The organism is Oceanobacillus sp. AG (genome assembly GCF_009746545.1).
Classification (GTDB): Bacteria; Bacillota; Bacilli; order Bacillales; family Amphibacillaceae; genus Oceanobacillus; species Oceanobacillus indicireducens.
In genome coordinates, this window is the sequence record NZ_WOWT01000016.1 from 36,687 (window position 1) to 62,021 (window position 25,335).

General features: G+C 40.6%; 22 protein-coding genes and 1 pseudogene. 8 read left to right on the top strand and 15 right to left on the bottom strand.

What is annotated here, in order from left to right; genetic code table 11:
* Window positions 1-2: 2 nt before the first annotated feature.
* From GN217_RS09975 to GN217_RS09985, 3 genes are read left to right on the top strand one after another with little or no spacing between them, the layout of a single operon-like run.
* Entirely contained in the window at window positions 3-881 is an 879-nt protein-coding gene (locus GN217_RS09975; RefSeq protein WP_156856545.1) for an energy-coupling factor transporter transmembrane component T, read from the top strand.
* A complete protein-coding gene (locus GN217_RS09980; RefSeq protein WP_156856546.1) occupies window positions 863-2,515 on the top strand; it encodes an ABC transporter ATP-binding protein in 1,653 nt (550 codons plus the stop codon). Before GN217_RS09975 ends, GN217_RS09980 begins: the two co-directional genes overlap by 19 nt.
* The gene (locus GN217_RS09985; protein ID WP_370459762.1) at window positions 2,479-3,177 is read left to right on the top strand and encodes an ECF transporter S component; all 699 of its coding nucleotides are present in this window, start codon (window positions 2,479-2,481) and stop codon (window positions 3,175-3,177) included. Before GN217_RS09980 ends, GN217_RS09985 begins: the two co-directional genes overlap by 37 nt.
* A gap of 168 nt (window positions 3,178-3,345) precedes the next feature.
* Here GN217_RS09985 and GN217_RS09990 read toward each other — a convergent pair whose 3' ends face one another.
* Window positions 3,346-3,795 carry a transposase family protein gene (locus GN217_RS09990; RefSeq protein ID WP_198042630.1) on the bottom strand — a complete coding sequence of 150 codons (450 nt, stop codon included), beginning with the start codon at window positions 3,793-3,795 and terminating at the stop codon, window positions 3,346-3,348.
* Window positions 3,796-3,841: 46 nt separating this feature from the next.
* A complete protein-coding gene (locus GN217_RS09995) occupies window positions 3,842-4,012 on the bottom strand; it encodes a hypothetical protein (protein ID WP_156856548.1) in 171 nt (56 codons plus the stop codon).
* 452 nt (window positions 4,013-4,464) lie between these two features.
* On the opposite strand from GN217_RS09995, the gene GN217_RS10000 reads away from it, so the two are divergent.
* Window positions 4,465-6,051: an esterase/lipase family protein gene (locus GN217_RS10000; protein ID WP_156856549.1), complete on the top strand. Its 1,587-nt coding sequence runs from the start codon at window positions 4,465-4,467 to the stop codon at window positions 6,049-6,051.
* Between the two features lie 108 nt (window positions 6,052-6,159).
* Here the strand turns inward: GN217_RS10000 and GN217_RS10005 are convergent, their stop codons facing one another.
* The 7 genes from GN217_RS10005 to GN217_RS10035 all read right to left on the bottom strand — a co-directional run bounded on the left by GN217_RS10005 (window position 6,160) and on the right by GN217_RS10035 (window position 11,017).
* Window positions 6,160-6,366: a bifunctional hydroxymethylpyrimidine kinase/phosphomethylpyrimidine kinase gene (locus GN217_RS10005; RefSeq protein ID WP_232334400.1), complete on the bottom strand. Its 207-nt coding sequence runs from the start codon at window positions 6,364-6,366 to the stop codon at window positions 6,160-6,162.
* 321 nt (window positions 6,367-6,687) lie between these two features.
* The gene (locus GN217_RS10010; RefSeq protein ID WP_156856551.1) at window positions 6,688-7,470 is read right to left on the bottom strand and encodes a YibE/F family protein; all 783 of its coding nucleotides are present in this window, start codon (window positions 7,468-7,470) and stop codon (window positions 6,688-6,690) included.
* Window positions 7,467-8,591, bottom strand: a complete 1,125-nt coding sequence (locus GN217_RS10015; RefSeq protein WP_156856552.1) for a YibE/F family protein — start codon at window positions 8,589-8,591, stop codon at window positions 7,467-7,469. The genes GN217_RS10010 and GN217_RS10015 overlap by 4 nt, the downstream gene beginning before the upstream one ends.
* A gap of 155 nt (window positions 8,592-8,746) precedes the next feature.
* On the bottom strand, window positions 8,747-8,911 hold the full coding sequence (locus GN217_RS10020) for a hypothetical protein (RefSeq protein ID WP_156856553.1): 165 nt from the start codon (window positions 8,909-8,911) through the stop codon (window positions 8,747-8,749).
* A 150-nt stretch (window positions 8,912-9,061) separates the two neighbouring features.
* Entirely contained in the window at window positions 9,062-9,460 is a 399-nt protein-coding gene (locus GN217_RS10025; RefSeq protein WP_156856554.1) for a VOC family protein, read from the bottom strand.
* A gap of 41 nt (window positions 9,461-9,501) precedes the next feature.
* Window positions 9,502-10,035, bottom strand: a complete 534-nt coding sequence (locus tag GN217_RS10030) for a GNAT family N-acetyltransferase (RefSeq protein WP_156856584.1) — start codon at window positions 10,033-10,035, stop codon at window positions 9,502-9,504.
* Window positions 10,036-10,060: 25 nt separating this feature from the next.
* The gene (locus GN217_RS10035; RefSeq protein WP_156856555.1) at window positions 10,061-11,017 is read right to left on the bottom strand and encodes a tRNA dihydrouridine synthase; all 957 of its coding nucleotides are present in this window, start codon (window positions 11,015-11,017) and stop codon (window positions 10,061-10,063) included.
* A 493-nt stretch (window positions 11,018-11,510) separates the two neighbouring features.
* Here GN217_RS10035 and GN217_RS10040 point away from each other — a divergent pair, with 493 nt between their 5' ends.
* The 3 genes from GN217_RS10040 (at window position 11,511) to GN217_RS10050 (ending at window position 15,346) form a co-directional block, all read left to right on the top strand.
* Complete coding sequence (locus GN217_RS10040; protein ID WP_156856585.1) at window positions 11,511-13,145, top strand: ATP-binding protein; 1,635 nt, start codon at window positions 11,511-11,513, stop codon at window positions 13,143-13,145.
* Between the two features lie 4 nt (window positions 13,146-13,149).
* Window positions 13,150-13,863: a response regulator gene (locus GN217_RS10045; RefSeq protein ID WP_156856556.1), complete on the top strand. Its 714-nt coding sequence runs from the start codon at window positions 13,150-13,152 to the stop codon at window positions 13,861-13,863.
* 151 nt (window positions 13,864-14,014) lie between these two features.
* The gene (locus tag GN217_RS10050) at window positions 14,015-15,346 is read left to right on the top strand and encodes a CitMHS family transporter (protein ID WP_156856557.1); all 1,332 of its coding nucleotides are present in this window, start codon (window positions 14,015-14,017) and stop codon (window positions 15,344-15,346) included.
* Window positions 15,347-15,491: 145 nt separating this feature from the next.
* On the opposite strand, the gene GN217_RS10055 is transcribed toward GN217_RS10050, so the two are convergent.
* From GN217_RS10055 to GN217_RS10075, 5 genes and pseudogenes are all read right to left on the bottom strand, one after another.
* Window positions 15,492-16,271 carry a Cof-type HAD-IIB family hydrolase gene (locus tag GN217_RS10055; protein WP_156856558.1) on the bottom strand — a complete coding sequence of 260 codons (780 nt, stop codon included), beginning with the start codon at window positions 16,269-16,271 and terminating at the stop codon, window positions 15,492-15,494.
* A gap of 151 nt (window positions 16,272-16,422) precedes the next feature.
* A pseudogene (gene gnd / locus GN217_RS10060) lies at window positions 16,423-17,846 on the bottom strand (decarboxylating NADP(+)-dependent phosphogluconate dehydrogenase).
* Between the two features lie 31 nt (window positions 17,847-17,877).
* Window positions 17,878-19,227 carry a GntP family permease gene (locus GN217_RS10065; RefSeq protein ID WP_156856586.1) on the bottom strand — a complete coding sequence of 450 codons (1,350 nt, stop codon included), beginning with the start codon at window positions 19,225-19,227 and terminating at the stop codon, window positions 17,878-17,880.
* A gap of 29 nt (window positions 19,228-19,256) precedes the next feature.
* Window positions 19,257-20,834 (bottom strand): gluconokinase, encoded by a 1,578-nt coding sequence (gntK, locus tag GN217_RS10070; RefSeq protein WP_156856587.1) that lies wholly within the window; start codon window positions 20,832-20,834, stop codon window positions 19,257-19,259.
* Window positions 20,827-21,552 (bottom strand): GntR family transcriptional regulator, encoded by a 726-nt coding sequence (locus GN217_RS10075; RefSeq protein WP_232334401.1) that lies wholly within the window; start codon window positions 21,550-21,552, stop codon window positions 20,827-20,829. Before GN217_RS10075 ends, gntK begins: the two co-directional genes overlap by 8 nt.
* Window positions 21,553-22,362: 810 nt before the next feature.
* On the opposite strand from GN217_RS10075, the gene GN217_RS10080 reads away from it, so the two are divergent.
* The gene (locus GN217_RS10080; RefSeq protein WP_156856559.1) at window positions 22,363-23,598 is read left to right on the top strand and encodes an MFS transporter; all 1,236 of its coding nucleotides are present in this window, start codon (window positions 22,363-22,365) and stop codon (window positions 23,596-23,598) included.
* Window positions 23,599-23,639: 41 nt separating this feature from the next.
* Here the strand turns inward: GN217_RS10080 and GN217_RS10085 are convergent, their stop codons facing one another.
* Window positions 23,640-25,289 carry an SLC13 family permease gene (locus GN217_RS10085; RefSeq protein WP_156856560.1) on the bottom strand — a complete coding sequence of 550 codons (1,650 nt, stop codon included), beginning with the start codon at window positions 25,287-25,289 and terminating at the stop codon, window positions 23,640-23,642.
* Between the last annotated feature and the right edge of the window lie 46 nt (window positions 25,290-25,335).

Below are 25,335 nucleotides of genomic sequence, written 5' to 3' on the forward strand. Positions count from 1 at the left end.
ACATGCTTAGAGGATTCCGTTCCTTTCACCCATTTGTCCTATTGCTCTACTACATCATTGTTATCGCCGGTTTGATGATGAATCAGCATCCGGTTTTTTTAACCGCAGCTCTCCTTTCTATTATTTTTGTGAATCTTATCCTTGATAAAGGGGTCGAGCTGAATAAATGGAAATACATGATTATCTTTTTAGCTCTGTTCGTTTTTGTGTTCACACCTCTTTTTAACCAGCAAGGGAATATTGTGCTCTTTGAACTCTTTTCACGGGACTTTTACTTGGAAGCGGTCATTCAAGGTGCCATGATCGCTCTTACTTTGTCAGGGATATTAGCTTTATTCACAACCTTTAATATTGTCATGACGTCCGATAAGTTTCTCTATCTTTTTTCCAAATTCTTTCCGAAATGGGCGTTGATTCTTATGCTCGCCCTTCGCTTTATGCCGCTATTTCGCAAACGATTGGCGGATATTCAGGACGTGCAGGAAATGAAGGGTGTTTCCATGAAAGATGGAAAACTACGAGAGAAAGCACAAAATGGCATGTTATTTATTCAAATTCTATTAACCTACTCGCTTGAAGAAGCAGTACAAACCGCTGATTCGATGTCAGCGCGCGGGTATGGCTTACAGAAAAGAAGTCAATATGAAGCTTATCTCTGGAAGTCTCGGGATTGGGCGGTGCTCGTTTTTCTTCTTCTACTTAGCCTGCTGACCCTAATCGGTTGGAAGAGCAATAAAACGATACTCACGCTGACACCGGTATTGGAATCTATCATGTTACAAGGATACAGCTGGTCCTATCTTCTTAGTTGGATTGTACTTATCAGTTTACCGATTTGGACGGAAGGCAAGGAGGTCATCAAATGGAACTTCTACAAATGAGAAATTTAAATTTCACTTATCCAAACTCCTCCGAGCAAGCTTTAACAGATATTAACTTCACCGTTCATGAAGGTGATTTTGTTGTCCTATGCGGGCCTTCCGGAAGCGGAAAATCAACACTTATCCGCCTCATGAAGCAGGAGCTGAATCTCCACGGCACACGGAGCGGTGAGATTTACTATCAAGGCATTCCATTCGAGCAACATGATGCCGTCACATTAGCAAAAGATATCGGGATGGTATTTCAAGACCCGGAGAATCAGATTGTCATGAGCAACGTAATGGACGAATTGCTGTTTGGTATGGAGAATCTAGGTTTTTCAACCAATGAAATGCGTAAGAAAACAGCGGAAATCGTCCATTATTTTGGCTTTAATCATTTATTGCAGCAAGACACGAGCGAGCTATCCGGTGGAGAAAAACAACAAATCAACCTCGCTTCCGTTCTTTTGCTTGATCCGAAAATATTAATACTAGACGAACCGACTGCACAGCTCGATCCGATTGCAGCAAAAAACTTTATGTATTTATTAAAGCAGTTAAATGATGAATTGGGTATTACGATCATCATTGTCGAACATCGGTTAAATGAATTATTTTCCCTAGCTAACCGAATTGTCGTGCTGAAACAGGGAGAAATTAAATTTTCCGAAAGCCCGCGGAAAGCTCTTTCGTTATTAGCTGAAAACATGACGGCCTACTTACCAGAAGCTTCCCAGTTGTATTTAGCATTTACAGGCATCCCAAAAACGCCTGCCATCCCCTTCCATGTAAAGGAAGCTAAGCAATGGTTAAAGGGAATGGATATTACGTCGAATCAGTCACAACAGGAAGAACAGGTAAAGCCGGAAAAGCCTTTGCTTGAGTTAAAAGAAATCGACTATAGCTATTCAAAGCATACAGAACCGGTATTAAATAATTTATCCTTAACCGTTCAAGAGGCAGAATGGTTAGCCATATTAGGCGGAAACGGCACTGGAAAATCGACCCTGCTTAAAATTATCGCTGGCCTTCTTACTGCCCAACATGGAAGAATCCGATATAAAGGTAAGAAGGTAAAACAAATGGATCGGAAGCTGATCGGCTATTTACCACAGAATCCAAAGCTCTACTTTTTACATGAGACATTACAGGAAGAATATACTGCTCTAGCTACGAAACACGGGAAATCAGAAACAGAGGTACAAACACTAGTAAAGGAATTTCAGATGGAAGCTTTACTTGACAGGCATCCATATGATTTAAGTGGTGGTGAATTGCAGCGGGCCGCACTTGTCGGCATTTTGATTGGAAATCCACAAATTTTATTACTGGATGAGCCGACAAAAGGAATGGACCCAGCTTTCAAAGAGGAGTTTGCTTCCATTATTCAAACAGTCAAGCATACAGGTGTCACGATTATGATGGTCACCCATGACGTTGAATTTGCAGCAAAGCATGTGACGAGGTGCAGTATGCTGTTCCAAGGGGAGATAATCGTTACTGAAGATACGACTGCCTTTTTCAAAAACAATGATTATTATACGACCATGATCAATCGGATTACAAAGGATAGCCAAGTTCCGACAGTAGTTACAGTAGAGGAGGCAATAGCAAGTTGGCAAATGAAAAAGGCATTACCATCATCGGTGTAGCAATTTTCTTTTTACTACTAGTCTTTTTTCCAAAATTTATTGTTCAGCATTATTTATTAATTAGTATTCTTTTTATTATCGCGATTCTGCTTCCAACCATCATTCGTTTCTCAAGGAAAAGTATGACAAGCAGAGAAATGGTCATGCTCGCAGTATTAGCAGCGATTGCAGGTGTATCGCGGGTTCCCTTCGCCGCACTGCCGAGTGTCCAGCCGACGACCTTTGTCATCATTGCTTCTGCGATTGCCCTTGGCCCCCAAAGCGGATTAGTCATCGGAGCTTCAGCAGCGCTTATTTCCAACATGGTGCTCGGCCAAGGTCCGTGGACCCCGTGGCAAATGGTTTGTTGGGGAATGGCCGGATTCATTGCCGGCTTACTGGCAAATACCTTCTTCATGAAACACATGGCTTGGCGCCTCATCTACGGCTTCATCGTTGGATTTATATTTGGCTGGGTCATGAATATGTGGATATTCTTCAGTGGATTGGGGGATCTGACACTAGAGACATTTGTTTTATTGAACACACAGAGCTTCTTTTTCGATCTAGCCCACGCTTTATCTAACGTTTTTTTCCTTTTCTTGTTCAGTACGATTTGGATCAAGACTTTGAACCGATTTAAGGAGAAGTATGGTGTTTTTCAAGAAGATGGGGGAGAATGAAGGGTAGAAACGAGATTACGAAGTGTCGGTCGTTATCAATCTTTGATAACAACCGACAGACACTTGAAGTGTAGTAATTTATTATAGCCAAAAGTTACTTTACGATTTAATGTATAAAGCTGTGGCAGAAACATTAGTGGAACTTTCTGCAGATAAAAACATCAGTAATTACACAACGGTAATTTTTAAGCAAATGAACTTCATCAATACCAAGCCATTTAGGAATTCTAAAATCAGTTTGCGCTTCAAGTTCAGCAACGTAGTCATTAAAGATGTTTCGTACAGTCTTTTCGTCAACGCCAATTTCCTCCGTAACACTGGTAAATGTTTTTCCAGACTGGTTTCTTGAATCCAATTTATTAGTCTATTAGTAACAGAACAATTGACATCCATATCTGGTAAATCTTCAAAAAATGTTTCATTACATTCCCTACATTTATATCGTTGGCGATTGACATAAATGCCGACCCGTTTTGCGTGCATTGGCAGGTCGAAAAATAGCTGTTGTTTCTTACCATGTTTATATAAGTTTGCAACGGTACCACATTTTGGACAATGAGAAGGAGATAAAGCAGTAGACTCAACTAAGAATCTATAATCATGTGCACTTTCCTTCATATCCAGAATCTTAAAGTTTGGTAGATTAATCATAATTAGTTATCAATTACTTTTCTCCAGTTTGGATAATATCCAAAGGTAAATCCCAATTCCACCATAAGTGATGATAACACTTATAATCACCTGTGTTTCCTCTTGCAATCGAGTAAGATTCAATAAATAATTGGGTAACATTAAAAATCCCATGATAATAATTACTGTCCAAGATTTTGCCCATATAGAAACACCTATGATAATTATTGCAGCAATCACGCCGATAGTAAAACTTCATTAGTCTTGTAATACAAGGTAAGAAATAAATTAAAATCTAAACAGGACGAATTCCACACGATAATCCGAATACCCAATTTTTCTTAACAAATAGATTTGCGTGTTCCCTTCCTTTGTGTCAAATCGCGGACCAACGAGCCTACCATCTAATTTTCCTAATCTGAATTACCTATTACCTATCTAAATTGCCTCATCCAGTAGTTTAGACACTGTATTTTTGTTCCTATCTATTTTATACTATTTGATAATTAACGGAATTTACCTTTTCTACAATAAAGTTTGACTGTTCGAGCCTCTTTACTAGATTTAAAGACAATTCCCCTTTGCCACTGGACTGTTATTCTTTGTAACCGCCAATTATTTAGGCGTTTACATAAAAATGAACGAGGAGAGTGGAAAATGAAAAGGTTCAAGCATGTCCTGTCCGTTTGTGTCCTGACCCTCTCAGCAATAGGAATGTACGTGGAAGGTTCTGTTTCTATCACCGCACAAGCCCAGATGAAAGTTCCACCCCCAGTTTTAATAGAAGGTTCCGTCTCGAATTCGATTGCAGGAAGTGGCGGCAATGGAAATGAGGAGACTCCTGGCGAATGGTACCGAGGAGAAACTCCAGATAACTTGATGGAAAATGCCCCTGTTTTGCTTTTTGTCCCTGGTTTAAATAATGTTGCTCAAATTTTTTGGGAAGACAATAATATGTATGATACTGCTTATCAGGCAGGATATCAGACGGCTTTTGTCCAGCTCCATGATGCTGGAGGCGAGTCGGCAGATATGTGGAATAATGGAGAATTGCTTGCATCAAAAATCAGGGAGATTTCCCTACATTTTAACAGGAAGCCAATCACTGTCGTTGCGTACAGTAAAGGTGGAGTGGATACGCATGCGGCAATCACGTATTATGGTGCAGGGCCGTACATGGAAAATGTAATTACGTTATCCAGTCCCCATCACGGTTCCGAGCTTGCTGATCTTGCATACAGCAGCGGGGCAGGCTGGCTTGCAGCGCTGATTGGTCTGCAAGGCGAGGGAACAGCCTCCATGCAGACCGCTTATATGGCGGATTTCCGTATGCAGACAGATGCCAATGCCAAAGCCTATCAGCATAATTATTTCACGCTTGGAGGTACGGGATGGGGGCCGGCTTTCTCCGCGAATTGGTTTGGTGGTGTCTACTTGTCCAGCTATGGGCCAAATGATGGGGTCGTAACGGCCGCGAGCAGCAACTTACCAGGGGGACAAGAACTTCTGGTAGGCGACTGGAATCACACCTCTATCCGTACCGGAGCTACATTCCCGGTATTCCAAAATTATCTAAGCGGAGAACATTTGACAGCAGCCCAGAGCAAATCACCAATCAGTGATCAGAAAAATATGCCTGCTCCCATAACAAACCGCTGGGTGGATGGAGGTCCTATTGTTGACAAGGCTGAGATTGAGCTAAACGTGGAGAAAAATGTTAAGAGTTTGACGCTGCAGTTTTTAACAGCAGAACCATTGACAGACGTAGAACTGGTTTCCCCGTACGGAAAAGTAGTGAACACGAAAGTAAAAGAGGTACCGATGACAGAGGGTATTTTTAAAGATGCAATCGGATATATTTTGGAAATTCCGGCACCAGAGGCAGGGGCATGGACCATAGCTGTCCAGTCTAATGCTGAAGAAAACGCCTATTTATTTGTTGCTGACTTCGAAAGCACACCACTAATTAAAGCAAACAAGGGATATGGTGTCATGCAGCAGGTGGAGCTTCAAGCGGATGCCAAACAAATTAATCTCGATAGTTTGGTAGTGGACTACCATATGGTGGAAACACAAAACCCGGATAATCAGAAAAAATGGAAAGCAACTGGACGGAACGCACTCTCGCATAACCTAAATTTGGATAAGCATAAGAAAGGCAGTATCTATACGGTTACCATTATTATTGAAGGAAAGACTAAGGAAGGACATGCATTTAATCGGAGTGTGATTTATTCTTATTGATTGGATCTTAGTCTATGAATCAGTAAAACGATAGGTTATATTTTGGAAAAAAAGAATCCACATTCTACTGGATTCTTTTTCTCGTTAACGCTTGGTAGATCGCTTTCTCTAGGCCAACATCACCAAATACTTTTCAAAATTAATCCCTTCAAATTCAGAGACATCTTCCATGTAAGAATCGTGGATCACTTCGGTGAGGAATTTGACTGTAAGTTGTACAGCATTTTCCAGGTTTTCCCCGCGCATCATACTTCCCATAATGGCCGACGCAAATAAATCCCATGTACCAGAGTAGCTCTTCCCGTTATATTCCATCGCTTGGTAAAACGCGCTGTTTCCCTCAAGATACATATTACCGATTGAGCGCTTACCGGCAATCAGGATAAGGAAGAGTTACCAATCCTTCCCTTTTCCATTATTTTGGATCCTGTATAAATTCGACAAACTAACATCAACTAAAAAACTATTTTCTAATGTCTACAAGCATTCTTACCTTACAGTGATGGAGGACTATCAGGAAGTGTCACTGAAAGAATCACATTAGCTGGAAGAAGTAATCATTACAGAGGATACGACCGCCTTTTTTATTAACGGCAGGAGATCATCTTTATCAACCCACTGCTTCCCTTTCACCCCCTATTCATCCTGCAACGCATCTTGCTCCCTCTTCTTCACTAAATAATACGAATTAATCCAAGAAGCAATCGGAATGATCATCGCTATCCCAATACCAGCACTCAAGATAATGAGGAGCTCCGAGGTGAAGATTTTCGAATTGGCAATTTCACCAATCGAGTATTCCATGTCTTTCACCCATAATAACAACGCCAAATATCCACCAAAGAAGGCGAAAAACAATGTATTTGTATTCGATCCTAAAATATCCCTGCCAATCCGTATACCGGAAATGAATAAATCTTTCTTCGTAATGCCTGGATTTTGATCAAATATTTCCTGCATCGGTGAAGTAATGGAAATAGCGACATCCGTAATCGCTCCGATTGTACTCACAATAATCATCGCTGCTGCTATCTTCACAAAATCCAGTCCGATATAGAGAGAGAATAACGTACTCAACTCCTCTACCTGCTCTTCACTAAACCCTTGGATCATTAATTTATCCGTCATGATATAAATAAGCAGAACTAGGAAAACAATCGTTATTACCGTAGACAAGAAAGCTGTCTTTGTCTTGCTATTTACTTCATTGATGTAAAACAGATTGATACAACTGATGATTGCACAGGCGATTAAAATCAAGATAATTGGGTTCATCGCAGGATCCAACAGGAAAAATACGGTAAGGATCAGAACCGCAAAGTTTAGAAACAACGAAATAAATGACCGTAACCCTTTTCTCCCGCCAATGAGCACCATTAGGATAAACAAAATGGCGGATAGTACCACTAATACATTCATACGCGTCCCCTCTTCCGGTTAACAAAAAAGATAGAGATATACAGACCGATTGGAATGGCCAAAACGATTCCTATACCGCCTGCAAGTGCCCTAGCTAATTCAAGCGACAGGTTCATTGAAAGGGTAAATCCCCACAAGGAAGCATTTTTCAAAAACAAGAGAAGCATAGGAATGGAGCCACTTATATAGGCGAAAAATAAAATATTGGTCATCGTCCCCATGATATCTCTCCCAATATGCAGACCAGATTTTTTCAATGTCTTATTATCGATCGTATGATTATTCTCATACATTTCAAAGACAGACGACGACATCGTAATCGCAACATCCATAACAGCCCCAAGCGATCCGATTAATAATCCTGCCAAGAAAACTGGCTTGTACGGACGGCTGAGAAAATCAATTTCTTCATACCTTAGACCATTCTCACCTGTCAACCAAAGGACAGCGTACGTAATGAAAAATGAAATAAACGTTCCTAACAGTGTTGCAATAATCGCGGCATACGTCTTTTCATTAAAACCATTAATCAACAATAAAGACGTAATCGTAAATAAAACAACAGTGACGCCACAAATAATCAGTAAGCCAATATTGGAATTCTCTACATAAATATCCAGTGCGTAAGATAAAATTGCTGCATTAAGTATCAGACTAATAATGGCGAAGAATCCCTGCCTCTTTCCAATGAGGAGCAAGATAAAGATAAAAATCCAGACAATCGGGAGTATATGCTTATCCCGCTTTACATCTTGAATCGTACCTGTTAATTCTCTACCTTTTCCAGTATCTGCATCTATCCAGACAAATAATTCGTCGCCTTCTTTATACGCTTGATCAAAGGCTCCGGACGCCGAATATTCATTGATTAAATGGATGGAACGGTTCTTTTCTGCGCCATTTTTTAATTTTGCTTCAATGGATTGTGTAAATAAGCGATCCTCGTTTCCATAAGCATCAACTACGTCGTTAGATTCTTCCAAATGTGCTTCCATTACTTTAGCTATTGGTCGGTCGTAAAAGGAATAATTATTGTTCACAAATAGAAGCGATCCGATTAAAAGAACCGCCAGACTTATATAAAAAATAACTTGTTTATAGGTTATATTTTTCAGGTTCATTTAAGTCCCTCCAGAATGAAACTAAGTATATCAAATTCGCTTTATGGGTGGCAATGTTTCATTTAAAGAAAAAATGGAGGTTTCATATCTTGGGGACTCACTCGAGTCGTATGCTTTTAGATTTTTCATAACTATTGTTTGATCCCATTCTTGTATTACGTCTTATACTCTTTATGAATTTTCGCAAAAACTTCTGCAGCAAATTTTGTATTTCCCTGTATATAATCTGCATATCCTCCTTCCAATTCTGCTTCCATTTCTTTTACCGTTAAGCTTGATACATCAACTGGTTCCAGCCTCACATCGATATTTTCTCCCATTATCAATTCACTCCTTCTTTTATACACACGTTTTTCTCATGTATATAACAATTATTCCTAAATTCGTTACTTGAATCAAAGCACTCTTAATCGGGTTCTTATCTGTTCTCGTTCCAAAAAAACCCGATTATTAGCAATCAGGCTTTCTATTTATGGAAGATTGATTTGCCAAGAAACTCCAAACCGGTCATTAATCCATCCAAATTTCCGGCTGAAACCATAATTATCAAGTGGCATCAGCGCTTGTCCACCTTCCAGTAACTCTTCATATAGGCTGGTAAGCTCCTCTTCTGTGTCACAATCAACGAAAATTGAGAATGATGGGGTAAAAGTAAATTGATGCTTGATATTGCTGTCAATGCACATGAACGTTTGCTCTTTTAAAGTGAAGGTTGCCTGCATGACCGTTCCTTCATCACCACCGGGTTCATTCGCCCCGTATCGGGTAATACTTGTAATTTCAGAATCCTTGATTAGTGATGTATAGAAATTCATCGCTTCTTCCGCCTTACCATCTTGAAACATGAGAAATGGTGTAACTTTCGTCATTCATAATCAACCCCTTGAAACTTTTTGTTGGCTTGGTCTAATTATTCCAAGAACACGTTCGGATATTCAACGGTTCCCGAAAACCGTTGGAGTGCCTTCTCCTTTAATTCAATAACCATAAACGCTTCATCTGGAACGTCAAAAGGGGCGTTTATTTCCAATTCAGATGCCTTCCTAAATCCGAATTTCGGATAGTATTCCGGATGACCCAAGACAATAACCGACTGATATTCAAGCTCTTTCGCTCGCTTCAAAGCTTCAAGAATTAATTGTCTTCCTATCCCTCTATTTTGATAATCGGGTAAGACAGAGACCGGCGCAAGAGCAAGGGATTCTATATTTTGTTCAGTATTTTTAATTTTTATTTTGGATAACAAAATATGCCCTACGATTTCTTCATTTGCATCTACGGCAACTAGCGATAACTCGGGAATAAATGCATTGCTTTTTCTAATTCTTGAGACTAGCTTATGTTCCCTTTTATCACTATATTCTGCATCAACAAATGCACGCTGCACAACTTTCTCGGTTAATTCGTAATCCCCGGCATCTTCCTGCCTTATAGTAAAATTCATCATGTAACACTCCAATTTTCCAGCGTCAATTTAATTGAAAGCGATCAAGCAATACCCGCACTTCATCTGTTGTTTCCGTACTCATCAATTCATGCCTTAATTCACTCGAGCCACGGAACTCCCGAACATAAATTTTAAAGAAACGACGGAGCGGTTTGAAGGAACGCGGCTCGATTTCCGAATACTTATCAAAGAGATCGAGATGCAACCTTAGCAGATTGAGCAATTCCTCCGGGCTGTGATCTTTCTTTTCTTTTTCAAAAGCAAACGGATTCTTGAAAATTCCGCGCCCAATCATGACCCCATCCACACCATACCTTTCTACAAGCTCCAAGCCAGTTTGACGATCGGGAATATCACCATTGATGGTAAGCAGTGTATTTGGAGCAATTTCATCACGAAGTTTTTTAATCTCTGGAATCATCTCCCAGTGTGCATCCACCTTACTCATTTCTTTTCTAGTACGTAAGTGAATGGACAAGTTCACGATATCCTGCTCAAAGATATGTGTCAGCCAGTCACGCCACTCTTCAACTCTCGTATAACCAAGCCGTGTCTTCACACTAACGGGAAGGCCCCCTGCTTTCACTGCTTGTATTACTTCGGCAGCAACTTCCGGATGACGAATCAGGCCGGCTCCCTTTCCGTTTGCTGCAACGTTCGGAACCGGACAACCCATGTTGATATCAATTCCGCGGAATCCTGCTTCAGCCATGCCAATACTCATTTCGCGGAAGTGTTCCGGTTTATTCCCCCATATATGAGCGACAATCGGCTGTTCATCTTCCGTAAATGTCAAACGACCACGAACACTTTGCTTCCCGTCTGGGTGACAATAGCTTTCTGTGTTCGTAAACTCCGTGAAAAACACGTCAGGCCGTGCTGCTTCACTCACCACATGACGGAATACAACATCCGTCACATCTTCCATCGGTGCCAATATAAAAAACGGCTTCGGTAGTTCATGCCAAAAATTATCCATTGTATTAAAGTCCTTTCATCATCGGAGTCGAGAAAATAATTCCCTTGTCCGTAAAAAATCAAAAAATATCTTCATTACCTTTACACTTATACCACGTTTAAGTCTCTATTTTCAACTAGAGTAAACCGAGTTGTTTTAGACATTATTTGACTCTTGAATTAAACTATATATTAAGACTAAAATATTTTTGACGATCTGTTCATTGAACTGCAAACTATTTTCGGTTCCTAAATGAAAAGGCAACTTCCATTGGAGTTGCTTTTTCATGTCTTAAAAGCTCTCACACTTCCTAATATGATAAAGTGAAACTCATTCAGTGGAGATTTCCTTCCCCCCCACTGAATGTTAGTTAAACAGAATCAGGTATTTACGGACTGTATATCCCCCACCTTAACATTTTGGCTCTCCCTCTTGTTTAGAGGTGGGGGTATTACAGACCGTTAATACGTGATAAACTAATAGAAATATATTTAAAATGGATGGAGTCAAAACAATGAATCCAATTCCTCATCAAACTAAACAAAATCGGCCAAGGATCCGGTTTAATTTGAAAGCAAAGATGATTATGCTAATCAGCATTTTGATTATCAGTATCTTTATTGTCTTTGCCTTCTTTCTTCATGACTTTATTTCAAATACGACTGAGGATCAGGTTGGTAAGCGGGCACTCAGTGTTGCGAAGACGATCGCAACTATTCCCGAACTAAGAGAGGCTTTTCAATCGGATAATCCTGCAGCGGTTATTCAAGAAATTGTGATGCCAATTCAAGACGTTACAGAAGCAGAATTTATTGTTATTGGCAACACAGAAAGCGTCCGCTACTTCCACCCCGATTCCGCGAAGATTGGCAAAAAAATGGTCGGTGAAGATAATGACCGGGCTTTATTACATGGAGAATCATACATATCGGAAGCAGAAGGATCACTAGGCGAATCCATTCGAGGAAAAACCCCTGTCTACTCTGAGGACGGTGAGATTATTGGAATTGTTTCGGTCGGATTTATGATTGATGACATTCGGGAAATTATCAAAAAGCAAAATTACGAGTTATGGCTTACGATTTCAATTATTATTTTACTCGGAATCATTGGAGCAATTCTGATTGCGACCTATATTAAAAAACTATTATTCAATCTGGAACCGGAAGAAATCTCAAACTTAATGATTGAAAAGGAAGCCATTTTACAATCGACACATGAAGGAATTATTGCTATCGATAATAAGGCTCGCATTACGATGATGAATATTTCCGCACTACATTTATTACAAGAACCGTTTACCGAGGATCATTATATCGGTAAATCTATTCAAGCTATTTTCCCCGAGTTCAATGTGCCAAGCTTGCTTAGAGACAACAAGTGCATGCACGACATCGAGGTCGTAATGGGTAAAAATGTGTTACTCGTGAACCAAACACCAATGTATCAAAAAGACGCGAAAATCGGGACAGTACTAACATTCCGTGACAAGACGGAACTCGAAGGAGTTATTCATGAGTTATCAAGGGTGAAGCAATATGCCGATGCGCAGCGGGCACAAAACCATGAATTCTCCAATAAATTATATACGATTCTCGGCATGCTGCAGCTGAAGCAGTATGACGAAGCGATTGACTTTATAAAAAGAAATCGGGAGACAAGGGATAAATGGGATCAATTTTTAACCGATCACTTCACCGATCCGATTATCCATGCGATTTTACAAGGGAAATGGAATCAGGCGAATGAGCTTGGGGTGAAGTTGAGTGTTCATCCCGATAGTGAGTTATCCTATCGTTTTTCTGAAATAGAAAAGGATGTATTGTTAACCGTACTTGGTAATTTGATAGAGAACGCGATTGAAGCGGTGAAAAATGAGGCCCCAGAGAAGCGAAAGGTATCAGTATTTTTTACAGATATAGGTGAGGACATCCTAATAGAAGTAGAAGATTCTGGTCCAGGTATTAAAGCCTCACATATTCCAAAAGTTTTCGACCAGGGCTTCTCTACAAAAAATGGAACGAATCGCGGGATTGGTCTTGCTTTGTCCAATCAAGCAATCCAGCGGATCAACGGTGAAATCATCCTGGAAGATGGTGACATGGGTGGAGCTTGCTTCGTCATCATGATACCGAAAAGAAAGGAGTGACAAGGTGAAAGAGAACTATCAGGTTTTAATTGTTGAAGATGACTTTCGGATTGCAAATATTCACAAGCAGTTTATCGAAAACACGGAAGGATTTATCGTTCGTGCTTCCGTCAAGACCGGCGAGGAAGCATTAAACTTTCTCAAAGAGAGCAGCAATGTTCCCGATATTGTGCTACTAGATATTTACATTCCTGACGTAGAAGGTCTTGATTTGTTCTGGGAGAACCGTAGTACATATAGAAATACGGATATTATCATTGTCACCGCAGCTGATGAAGTGAACACGATCCAAGAAACGGTGCGGGGCGGGGTGTTTGACTACATTATAAAACCGGTAGATATGGATAGATTCGAGCGGACATTAAACAGATTTAAAGAAAGAAGAAGTTTTCTTGAATCTAAAGAAGTGCTAGGCCAGGATGAGATTGACACTTATATTTTACCTAAGTCCCTTCCTAAGCATAATAGCGAGAACTTACCTAAAGGGATTGATGCTATTACGTTAAATGAAATTACAACCTTACTAGAAACAGAACTTACAAGGGGAATTACTGCCGTCGAACTTAGTAAGCAAATCGGCATGAGCCGCTCCACCGCTCGCCGTTACTTAGAATACCTCGTTAGTATCAAGCAAATAGAAATGAGGTTGAAATATGGAACGGTCGGCCGCCCAGAGCGAAAATACTTCCTCCGTGAAATTTATGAACAAAATGAGTAATATATAAATTATTCTTTTTATGCAAGAAATATTTCTTTCCCTCTTTCTGTATGGTAAATTTTTAAAAAGCTAATCTTACGGAAAGCTACATTAATATGCAAGCGCTTACAACGCATAAGGACAGCTTGCATATGGTCAGGGGGAGAAAAATTTGAGTTTGAGCATCATTGGATTTTTAACTATTTTGATTATCGTATTATTATTAATTACCAACAAGGTAACACCTGTCGTAGCGATGGTACTTGTACCATTAATCGCTGCTGTGATTGCAGGATTTGGCTTTGCTGAAATTGGTGACTTTTTCTCTAAGGGAATTCTAACCGTCATGAATGTTGCCACTATGTTTATTTTTGCGATTCTATTCTTTGGTGTGATGCAAGACGCGGGTTTATTCGATCCATTAATCCGTACCTTGATTAAATGGACAAAAGGAAACGTTATTACCGTGAGTGTCGGTACGGTCATTATCGCTGCAATCGCTCATCTCGATGGTGCTGGGGCATCCACATTTCTCATTACAATTCCTGCCCTGCTCCCATTGTATAAACATTTGAAGATGAATCCATATTTACTACTGCTGTTGATTGGCGGTAGCGCGAGTATTATGAACATGGTGCCCTGGGCAGGACCATTAGGACGAACCGCTTCGGTATTAAACGTTGATGTAACTGAATTGTGGCGTCCCTTAATTTTAATTCAGGCAATTGGAATCGTTTTAATGGTTATTCTTGCAGTATTTCTCGGTATAAGGGAACAACAAATAATCAGTAAAAAGTATGGCTTGGTAAGCGCAGAAGAAGCAGCGGCTGCAGTAGACAAAGTGAATGGGGATTCGGATCAGTCAAAAGTGGAAGGATCACTCGCACGACCAAAGTTAATCTGGGTTAATGCGATTCTTTTTCTATCTGTTATCGGTGTTCTTGTCTGGGGAATTATTCCAGCAGGATTCGCATTCATGATTGGGCTTAGTATTGCACTTCCGCTGAACTATCCAGATGTAAAACAGCAATCAGACCGGATAAAGGAACATGCACCTAGCGCCCTCACTATGGCAACGATTATCCTTGCTGCCGGGTCATTTCTTGGTATTTTAACAGAAACGGAAATGCTTAACGCGATTGCAGCTGATTTAGTAACAATCATTCCGGCATTCATCGCACCATATTTACATTTAATCATTGGTTTCTTCGGGGTGCCATTCGATTTATTATTAAGTACAGACGCCTATTATTTTGCGTTACTCCCTGTTGCTGACCAAATGGCTGTCGGGTTTGGCATTGATTCATTGTCTACAGCCTACGCCATGATAATTGGAAATATTGTCGGTACATTCGTCAGTCCCTTCTCGCCCGCACTTTGGCTTGCACTTGGACTCGCTGGACTCGAGATGGGGAAACACATCCGTTATTCCTTGTTCTGGATGTGGGGAATTAGTATTGTGTTGTTAATTGTTGCTGTGTTGGTTGGAGTTATTGCTATATAATACAGGTAAAGTTTAAAAACGAAGTCTCGCTTTAGGCAGACTTCGTTTTTTTTAATCCGTATCCTTATATATTCTTGTTAATGAGATATGCTGTACTTCATAATCTTTAGTTCGCATACTTCACTAATTTTTTTCAGTAACTAAATCACAACAAGCCTGTCATCTTCAGACCATGATAGATACCATCATCATCAACGGAGTGCGTAACATATTTTGCAGCTAACTTTATCACTTCTTCTGCATTTCCCATCGCAACACTATTTTCAATCGAACTTAACATTTCCAAATCGTTCAATCCGTCTCCAAAGGCGTATTGTCTTTCGCGCGGGATCCCAAGTTTTTCAACCATTTTTTTAATCCCTATAGCCTTCGATCCGCCCTTCGGAACGACGTCTACTGATACAGGATGCCATCTTACAAAATCAAAATCTTTAAATTCCCTTTCATACTGTTCTTCCTCTCCTTCTGCACAAAATAGCAGCGTTTGGTACAGCGCACGATCTTGATAATAATAAGGGTCATGCGTTGGGAATTGATTAATTTTTAAACTGGCAATACTTTCGTTAATATACGGATGTTCCGGGACATTCGCCCGCATATCTTCGTGATCCATATACACAACGGGATGATTATTGTGTAGAGCTTTCTCTGTAAAGTTTAACAGAGAAGACTTATTTAAAGGATTCGTATAGATCACTTCCCCCTCTAAAACGACGTATTGTCCGTTATAGCTCACATAAGAATGAATCCCCAACTCTTCCCGCAAATCAGCATACATAAATGGAGCCCTTCCTGTAGCAATCGCGACTACATGACCTTTTTCTTTTAATTGAAATATTGCTTCTTTTGCTGTGGCTGGCAACTCTTTGTGATGGTCAAGCAATGTCCCATCTATATCAAAGAAAATTACGCTTTGTTCAGTCACTCTCTCGTCCTCCTTTCACCTGTATTTAGAAATAAGAACACTCGTGACTTCAGTCATAAGAGGTTCAAACTGTCCCTCTTTTAATCAACTTCTTCTTAAACGACCACCTGCTAAAGCTGGTGGTCGTTTAAGCGTAAATTCAAAAGGTTTTCTAATCCCTGCTCATGGGATCTGTTCCCCATTCCGTATGGAAAACGCCTGCTTTATCGACACGTTTATACGTATGGGCACCAAAGTAATCCCGTTGTGCCTGAATCAATTCAGCTCCATTCCTTGGAGAACGATAGCCATCATAAAATGATAAAGAAGAACTTAGACACGGAATGGACAATCCGTTTTCCATCGCTTTCATGACAACCTTTCTTAATGCCCCCTCATAATTATTCGCCTTTTCCTGAAAATAAGGCGCCCGCAATATATTTTTCAATTCCGGATCGGCTTGAAATGCCTGACTTACTGACTCGAGGAATTCAGCCTGGATAATACAGCCTCCCCTGAAAATGAGTGCGATTTCGTCCAACTGCAAGTCCCATCCATAATGTTCAGCGGCTTGCTTGTATTGCATAAATCCTTGAGCATACGTACAGATTTTCCCCATGAATAATGCTTCTTTGACAAGATTGATCCAATAATCTTTATCCGAAATCTCCAATGCCATTTTCGGTCCAGCTAAATAGTTTGCCGCTTCCACACGTTCATCTTTTAAAGAAGAGAGATATCTCGCAAAAACCGACTCCGTAATAATCGAAGCAGGAACACCAATATCTAACGCATCTTTACTTGTCCACTTCCCAGTGCCTTTCTGTCCAGCCTTATCTAGTATAACATCGATAATTGGCTGAGATGTTTCCGGATCATCATAATTCAATATATCGCTCGTAATTTCTATTAGATAACTCTTCAATTCCCATTCATTCCACTCAGCAAATATATCTGCTATCTCTTTGACATCAAGACCGATGATTTTCCGCAGAATTTGGTAAGCTTCCGATATTAGCTGCATGTCGGCATATTCGATGCCATTATGGACCATTTTCACGTAATGGCCTGACCCTTCTGTCCCGATATAGGAGCAGCAAGGTTTACCATTGACCTTTGCAGCTATCTTTTCAAGGATCGGCGCCACTTTATCATATACATCCTTTTCACCGCTCGGCATCAGAGCAGGTCCATTCAATGCACCGGTCTCTCCGCCAGATACTCCAACACTCAGGAAATTGATACCTAATTTCTTCAATGAATGGAACCGTCTTGTTGAATCTTGAAAGTTGGCATTTCCACCATCCATAATAATATCGCCCTTATCAAGTAAAGGGACAATCGAGTTGATGACTGAATCTGTAATACTTCCTGCTGTCACCATCAGAAATATTTTCCTTGGTTTCTCCAATGAATCAATAAATTGTTCCAAATCTTTATATGCCGCCGCATTCTGATGAGGGAAATCCTCAATAAATCGCTTCGTCAAATCAGGAGTATAGTTGTAAAGCGCAACACGTTCATCATTATTCAGCATGTTTTTTGCGAGGCTTGATCCCATACTCCTAGACCAAATATACCGATTGAATGACGCAATATTTACAAGTCCTTTCATTATTTAAGTATTTTACACAAAGATACTTAATAGTAAAATGAAACCTAACCCGACTACCGAAATGATTGTTTCAAGCAAGGTCCAAGTTGAAAATGTCTCTTTCATCGTCAAACCAAAGAACTCCTTAAACATCCAGAATCCCGCATCGTTTACATGGGAAGCGATGACACTACCCGCTCCAGTTGCGAGAACCATCAGCGCAAGGTTGACATCAGACCCTTGCATCAAGGGGATGACCAATCCAGCTGTCGTCAATGCCGCGACTGTAGCTGAACCAAGTGCAATTCTTAAGATGGCTGCAATAAGCCAAGCTAATATGAGCGGAGATAAATTGCTGCCTGCAAAGATATCTGCTACTGCATCACCAACTCCGCCGTCAATCAATACTTGCTTAAATACTCCGCCACCCCCAATGATTAAGAGCATCATTCCAATGGAACGGATCGATTCTTCCGCAGAGGCCATAACCTGCTTCATCGGAATTTGCCGGGCAACCCCCATCGTATACACTGCAATCAGAACTGAAATCAACAGTGCTGTCGTCGGTTCACCAATCAAGTGGATAATATCGATAAACACGTTGCCTGGTATATTCCAAATGTCCTCCAATAACTGGACAATTGTGGCTAATGCCATTAAAATAACCGGGAATAAAGCTGTCATAACACTTACACCGAAACCTGGAGTATCTTCCAGTTTGAATTCCTTAACCTCACCGACAGCCTTGATGTCGCCTGTTTTTTCAAAAGCTTCCGGGACTAACTTTCTTGCTACTCTAGTGAATAATGGACCTGCTATAATCGCAGTAGGAACCGCAATAATGAACCCATACACCAGCACCATACCAATATTTGCATCATACTGCTGAGCAATCACCGTCGGTCCTGGATGTGGCGGCAAGAACCCGTGAGTAACCGACAAGGCAGTGGCCATCGGTATTCCCAAGTAAAGAATGGAAACTCTTAACTGCTTTGCAATCTGATAGACAATAGGAATAAGTAACACAAGACCTACTTCAAAGAATAAAGCAATACCAATGATGAATGATGCAATCACTACAGCCCACTGGATATTCTTTTCGCCAAACCGATTGATCAAAGTCATCGCGATCCGCTGAGCACCCCCGGCATCTGCAACAAGCTTACCAAGAATAGCACCGAATCCAAAGATTAACGCGATGCTGCCAAGTGTTCCGCCCATCCCACTTTCAATCGAATCAACGATATCGCCGAGTGGCATACCTAAAGCAAGAGCCACCAAGAAGGAAACGATAACTAAAGAAATAAATGTGTTCAAGTTCAGTTTCATGATAAGGATCAGTAGGACAATAACTCCCAAAGCAACAATGAGCAACGGATACATATTTCCAGCTAAAGACATGTGATTCACTCCTAATATTTCTTATTTAAATGACCTTCGTCATTTTTTTGTGTATTCTTCTGGTACTCCGAAAGATTCTTGTATTCTTGTTCGAGAACTCTCGATATATTGATGAATATCGGAATAAGTTTACGATATACTTCTTCGTTAGCTGCGTTTGGTGTATGTTTATAAGTTGCACCAATCAGATCTTGGACAACATCAAAAGAGTTTATTTTCTTTTCAGCGTAAAGCCCCAATAAACATGCTCCAAGACAGGATGATTCATAACTTTCCGGAATGATTACCTCTTGATCAAATATGTCGGCCATCATCTGCCGCCATACTTTTGAACGGGAAAACCCGCCAGTTGCCTTAATGGAAGTGACCGGTGTATCCATAACTTCCGTCAAAGCTAAAAATACAGTGTATAGATTGAAAATAACTCCTTCCAAAGCAGCACGTATCATGTGTTCTTTCTTATGATTCAATGTCAGGCCAATAAAGGACCCCTTAACATCTGCACTCCATAGTGGCGCTCGTTCACCAGCTAAGAATGGATGGAACAGGAGCCCATTTGCACCTGGTTCAACACCATCAGCAATCCGAGTCAAGACATCGTATGCATCAATCCCCAATCGGTTGGCAGTCTCCACTTCACTTGCGGCAAGCTCATCGCGAATCCAGCGCAACACCATCCCGCCATTGTTGACTGGACCACCGATAACCCAATGATCCTCTGTCAAGGCATAACAGAAGATACGTCCTTTTGCATCTGTTTTCGGTTCTGGAATGACCGTTCTGATTGCTCCACTCGTGCCAATCGTGACAGCAACCTCTCCCTCACCGATAGCATTCACACCAATGTTTGACAGGACACCATCACTTGCACCGATGACAAAGCGAGTTGACTCCGAAATTCCCATCTCTTTCGCTAATACCGGATGACAACCTGTAAAAATCTCTTGAGTCGAAACGAGACGCGATAGCTTGGATTCGTCTATACCAGCAACTGAAAGGGCACGTTCTTCCCATGTCAACGTTTTCAGGTTCATCATTCCCATAGCTGAGGCTATTGAATAGTCAACGACATATTCATCGAAGAATTTATGGAAAATGTATTCTTTGATTCCGATATATTTCTTCGTTTTACGTGCTATCTCTATTTTTTCATGTTCTATCCAGGCAATTTTACTGAGTGGAGACATTGGATGGATCGGTGTCCCTGTTTTTAAATAGATATCATGCCCATCATGTTCTTCCTTTATCTTCTCTGCCCATTCAGAACTTCTATTGTCTGCCCAAGTGATACAAGGTGTCAGCGGTCGATCATTTTCATCCATAGCAATAACGCTGTGCATCGCACTGCTGAACGAAATAAATGATAGTTTTTCCGGGTCTATCTTCGAGCGGCGCATGACATTTGCAATTGACAATACAACGGCTTGGAATATTTCCTCGGGATCTTGTTCTGCCGTTAAAATATCAGGGGTATGCAGTTTGTAACCATTATTTTCCTCAGCAATAATTTCTCCAGTCTCTCGAAATAAAACTGCTTTCGTGCTCGTTGTTCCAATATCAACACCAAGCATAAATCTATTTTCATCCATCATAATCTCTCGCTTTCTTCATCATTTCCGCATTCGTCCACAGTTCTTCCACCCGGTTCTGTACATCACCGAAATTATTGTAAAATGCTTTGTCCATCAGTTTGCTATCCTTCGTGGACAGCGCTTCAATAATAAGTTCATGATTTTCCAGTATCCGGTCGAAATCCTCATAATTAACCTTGCTCCTATACCTCATCGATAATAGGATGAGACATTCCATAACTGGTCTCAATTGATTCCAAACCATTAAAATTTGCTGGTGGTTAATTGATTTTATAATGATTTCATGAAACTCGATATCCTTAAAGGAAAATTCATCAACATCCCCGTATTTGATGGCAATCTTCATCATTTCCAGGACTTTCCTCAGTTCATTCAACAACGCGTCATTATGCGACACGAGCAACCGACCTGTGACAAACGTTTCAATCAAAAGTCTAATATCATAAATTTCCTCAATATCTTTTTCAGAGATGCCAATAACATTTGCTCCCATCTTTCCCAAACGAACAAGACCTTCCCTTTCCAATACTTTCAAAGCTTCTCTGACTGGGGAGCGACTTACCTGATATTCCTTAGCTATCTGATTTTCCGATAGAACGCTTTCTTTTGGGATATCTTGGGAAATAATCCGTATTCTCAATTCGGAAACAAGTCTTTCTCCCATCGAATTAGTCGATGATAATAAACGATCAGGATAAAGCCTTTTCATAGACATATATTTATCAGCTCCTTATTGGAAATCAACATACAAAATACATGAATACTTGTATACAAGCATAATCCTATCCTATCATATCACATATTGTTATGCAAAGAAAACGGATTCAACCTTTGTAAATGATGGCGTGAACTTGCAAAAAAACGCCGCTATGGATCGTAAAATAGTGCCGGGAGAGAGAATGGTCACAAAAAAAGTTCCAAGCATATTGCTTAGAACCCTGCCATCTCGGCCAAATCTTTAATATTTGCCATTTACTCACCCTACTTCATCAGTACTTACAACGAAAGATTAATTCTAGTATAAGTTATGAAATGCATTTCATGTCAATCTGTTACTACTATTTTGAACCTCTTATGACTGTAGTCACGAGTCTTAGTTTAATTAAAAATAACCCTTGCTCTGAAAAGCGTTTCATAAGATAAGGTTTAATCAGAAGGAGATCTTTTAAGCTCCTTTGACAAAAGCTGATAGAATATCGGCGTGACATTCTTTTAGGCGTAACGGTGTATATCAGCTTTTATCCTATATACACATTTGCTGGCTGCCATTAATAGCAGGCAACCTGTAGCGGAGTCTTTAATTAGACTTCGCTTTTTATTCTTTCAATAAAGTGAGACTTCAATCAGTGGGGATTTTTCTTCATCCCCCATTGATTGTTAGTTGAACGAATCGGCATGTTAGTCCGTTATCTCCCACCTAAATTTTCTCGACATGGACATGAGGTTTTGAGGTGGAGTTTTACGGATGATTACACCGGGATAAATATTTATTTAAATATGCGCTATAATAGATTACAAGACAACCATGCTGATCTACATAAGGAAGTGCAAAATAATTAAACCCAGAAAACATACCATAAAAGATAACTCTTTTTGGCTGATTACAATCAGCCTAGCGCTTGCTTCATTCTTTGTCTTCGCGAGTCTCTATGCCGTCCAGCCGCTCTTACCGTTATTTGTAAGAGAGTTCAATGTAACAGTATCCGAAGCCACATTAACATTATCTTTGCCTGTTATCGGACTGATTATTGGACTGATTGTAATCGGATTTTTATCTGACAGATTAGGCAGGGTCGCTTTTATCAAGTATTCCTTAATCATAGCTGTCATCCCTTTTTTCTTCATCCCACTGTTGGATGCCTTTTCACTTATCGTCATCCTACGATTCCTCCAAGGGTTTACGTTAGCCGGACTCCCAGCAGCTGCTTTAGCGTATATTAATGAAGAAATTGACCGGCCCCACATTGGAGTTGCCACAGCGTTATATATAGCAAGTAATGCACTCGGTGGGATGGTTGGAAGAGTGATGGCTGGTTATTTATCCGATCGCTTTTCCTGGGAAGTTGCTTTTTACAGTTTTGCTGGGTTAGGTCTGATTGTCGTAATACTAGTTTTCTTATTCTTACCTAAATCACGCTTTTTTCAACCTAGTGATCTCTCTTTCCGTAGAGATATTGAAGGAATGCTCGTACATTTTAAAAATCCGAAGCTGCTAACCGTTATTGGGATGGGGCTCATTTTGCAGCTTGCTTTCACTTCTGTGTGGACATTCTTACCATTCCACTTGGAAGCTGAGCCTTATTCTTTATCTGTAAAAACGATCTCCTATACATTTTTCGCCTACGGATTTGGTGTCTTCGGGGCACCGTTTGCTGGTTGGTTGGCTGGAATATTTGGTCTGAAGCCTGTACGGATAGCGGGAATATTAGTACTGTCCTTTGGAATATTCATTACGCTCAGTCCGCCACTACCACTCATCATTATCGGGTTATGTGTGATGTGTTTAGGTTTCTTCACCGCGCATTCGTTAACAGCAAGTACGGTTGCAGAACAGGCTACACACCATAAGGGAAGTGCTGCAAGTCTTTATTTAGTTGCTTATTATATTGGAGTCAGCATGGGGAGTACTGTAGTTGGACCGCTTTGGAACCTTGCTGGCTGGAATGCAGTTATCATTTTCGCTGGAATCTTGCCAACTGCATACTTAGGATTGGTTATGATCTATCAGAAGCGGGCTGAAAATAGAAGTATGGAAGGTTGATTGCAAAAAAAAGAGATGGATTCGTATCCATCTCTTTTTTATTATTTAAAACTATCCGGGAAAACGGTAATATCAATTCCAAGTGCTGCCGGAAGCACATAATAGCAAGTCAAGGTTATTAAAATAATCGATGCAATATTCAAGAAGAATCCTGCTTTTGCCATATCGACAATCCGCATATACCCCGTTCCAAATACAACTGCGTTCGGTGGTGTAGCAACCGGCAGCATGAACGCACAAGATGCAGAAAGTCCCGCCGCAACCATTAACACGAGGGGATGAACATCAACCGCAAGAGCAAGTGCCGCCATAATTGGATACATCATCGTAGCAGTTGCTGTATTTGATGTAACTTCAGTCAGTGCATTAACAAGCGCTGTTACAGCTAGAATAATTAATATAATATGAACGCCTTGCAAACCGATTAACTGTGATCCAATCCATTCTGATAATCCAGACGTTGTGAAGCCTGCTGCAATCGATAGACCACCACCGAAAAGAAGTAGGACACCCCAAGGTAGTTTCACCGCACTCGACCAATCCATAATATGGCTTGCTTTTGTACTCTTCGTCGGAATGAGGAAAAGGACAATAGCAGCAAGAATTGCAATCACCGTATCATCAATATTCGGATTGATTTTTTCTAAAACAAAAGTACGTGTAATCCAGGAAAGCGCTGTCAGAACAAAAACAATGAAAACAGCTTTCTCCTCATAGGACGCTTTTCCAAGCTTTTCTTTTTCTTGATCAAATATTGCTTTCCCACCCGGTAAGTCCTTTAACTCGGTAGGGAATGCCATTTTCGTTAAATAGAACCAAGCGAAAAATAATAAAATCCAAGCAAACGGAACCCCAAACAGCATCCAGCCCGCAAAGGAGATTTCATAACCGAACAGTTCACGGAGCGTACCAGCTAAAATAGCATTAGGCGGTGTTCCAATAAGAGTCGCCATTCCACCAATTGAGGCAGAATAACCAATCCCAAGCATGATTGCTTTACCAAAGGAGAAATTCCCTTTTGACGTATCGACTTTCGGGTTATCTTTCAAGGCATCTTGTACTTGATATGTAATCGCAAGTCCAATCGGAATCATCATCATCGCTGTTGCCGTATTGGAAATCCACATAGAAAGAAAACCGGTTGCTACCATAAACCCTAGCACAATCCGGTCTGGCCTCGTTCCCATAACGGATATGATATTAATCGCGATCCTTCTGTGTAAATCCCATCTTTCCATCGCTAAAGCCAAGACAAACCCACCAAGAAACAAGAAGATTGTATCATTTCCGTAGGCTGACGTCGTGGCTTTCATATCTAAGCCGCCTGCTAGCGGGAACAAGATAATGGGAAGCAAGGATGTCGCCGGAATCGGAATTGCTTCGGTAACCCACCATGTTGCAATCCAAGCAGTACTTGCAAGAATCGCTTGTCCCTCACTTGATAATCCGTCAAACGTTAAGATGAACTTAAGAAGAATGAATAATAGCGGTCCGAGAATAAGACCTGTTATCTGGGCATTAGTGTACGGTCGCTTTCCGCCATTTCCTTTACCACCGTAGCCACTCTTTGTTACATCTGGTTTCTTTACTTTATTTTTCTCTATTGCGTCTTCCGGCTTTACGAAAAAGCGAAACATGTCCTTCACTTGATCATGTTTTTCCCAAAGCCAACCCCAAGTTGCTGAAATCATGATGCTCCCCCTTTTATATAAAAATATAAGTCTAGTTTAAATGTAT

Excerpts from the sequence above, each read along its gene's own strand:
- GN217_RS09975 (WP_156856545.1), top strand. The coding sequence starts at position 3 with ATGCTTAGAGGATTCCGTTCCTTTCACCCATTTGTCCTATTGCTCTAC.
- GN217_RS09980 (WP_156856546.1), top strand. The coding sequence starts at position 863 with ATGGAACTTCTACAAATGAGAAATTTAAATTTCACTTATCCAAACTCC.
- GN217_RS09990 (WP_198042630.1), bottom strand. The coding sequence starts at position 3,795 with ATGAAGGAAAGTGCACATGATTATAGATTCTTAGTTGAGTCTACTGCT.
- GN217_RS09995 (WP_156856548.1), bottom strand. The coding sequence starts at position 4,012 with ATGGGCAAAATCTTGGACAGTAATTATTATCATGGGATTTTTAATGTT.
- GN217_RS10000 (WP_156856549.1), top strand. The coding sequence starts at position 4,465 with ATGAAAAGGTTCAAGCATGTCCTGTCCGTTTGTGTCCTGACCCTCTCA.
- GN217_RS10005 (WP_232334400.1), bottom strand. The coding sequence starts at position 6,366 with ATGGAATATAACGGGAAGAGCTACTCTGGTACATGGGATTTATTTGCG.
- GN217_RS10010 (WP_156856551.1), bottom strand. The coding sequence starts at position 7,470 with ATGAATGTATTAGTGGTACTATCCGCCATTTTGTTTATCCTAATGGTG.
- GN217_RS10015 (WP_156856552.1), bottom strand. The coding sequence starts at position 8,591 with ATGAACCTGAAAAATATAACCTATAAACAAGTTATTTTTTATATAAGT.
- GN217_RS10020 (WP_156856553.1), bottom strand. The coding sequence starts at position 8,911 with ATGGGAGAAAATATCGATGTGAGGCTGGAACCAGTTGATGTATCAAGC.
- GN217_RS10025 (WP_156856554.1), bottom strand. The coding sequence starts at position 9,460 with ATGACGAAAGTTACACCATTTCTCATGTTTCAAGATGGTAAGGCGGAA.
- GN217_RS10030 (WP_156856584.1), bottom strand. The coding sequence starts at position 10,035 with ATGAATTTTACTATAAGGCAGGAAGATGCCGGGGATTACGAATTAACC.
- GN217_RS10035 (WP_156856555.1), bottom strand. The coding sequence starts at position 11,017 with ATGGATAATTTTTGGCATGAACTACCGAAGCCGTTTTTTATATTGGCA.
- GN217_RS10040 (WP_156856585.1), top strand. The coding sequence starts at position 11,511 with ATGAATCCAATTCCTCATCAAACTAAACAAAATCGGCCAAGGATCCGG.
- GN217_RS10065 (WP_156856586.1), bottom strand. The coding sequence starts at position 19,227 with ATGTATCCGTTGCTCATTGTTGCTTTGGGAGTTATTGTCCTACTGATC.
- gntK (WP_156856587.1), bottom strand. The coding sequence starts at position 20,834 with ATGGATGAAAATAGATTTATGCTTGGTGTTGATATTGGAACAACGAGC.
- GN217_RS10075 (WP_232334401.1), bottom strand. The coding sequence starts at position 21,552 with ATGTCTATGAAAAGGCTTTATCCTGATCGTTTATTATCATCGACTAAT.
- GN217_RS10080 (WP_156856559.1), top strand. The coding sequence starts at position 22,363 with ATGCTGATCTACATAAGGAAGTGCAAAATAATTAAACCCAGAAAACAT.
- GN217_RS10085 (WP_156856560.1), bottom strand. The coding sequence starts at position 25,289 with ATGATTTCAGCAACTTGGGGTTGGCTTTGGGAAAAACATGATCAAGTG.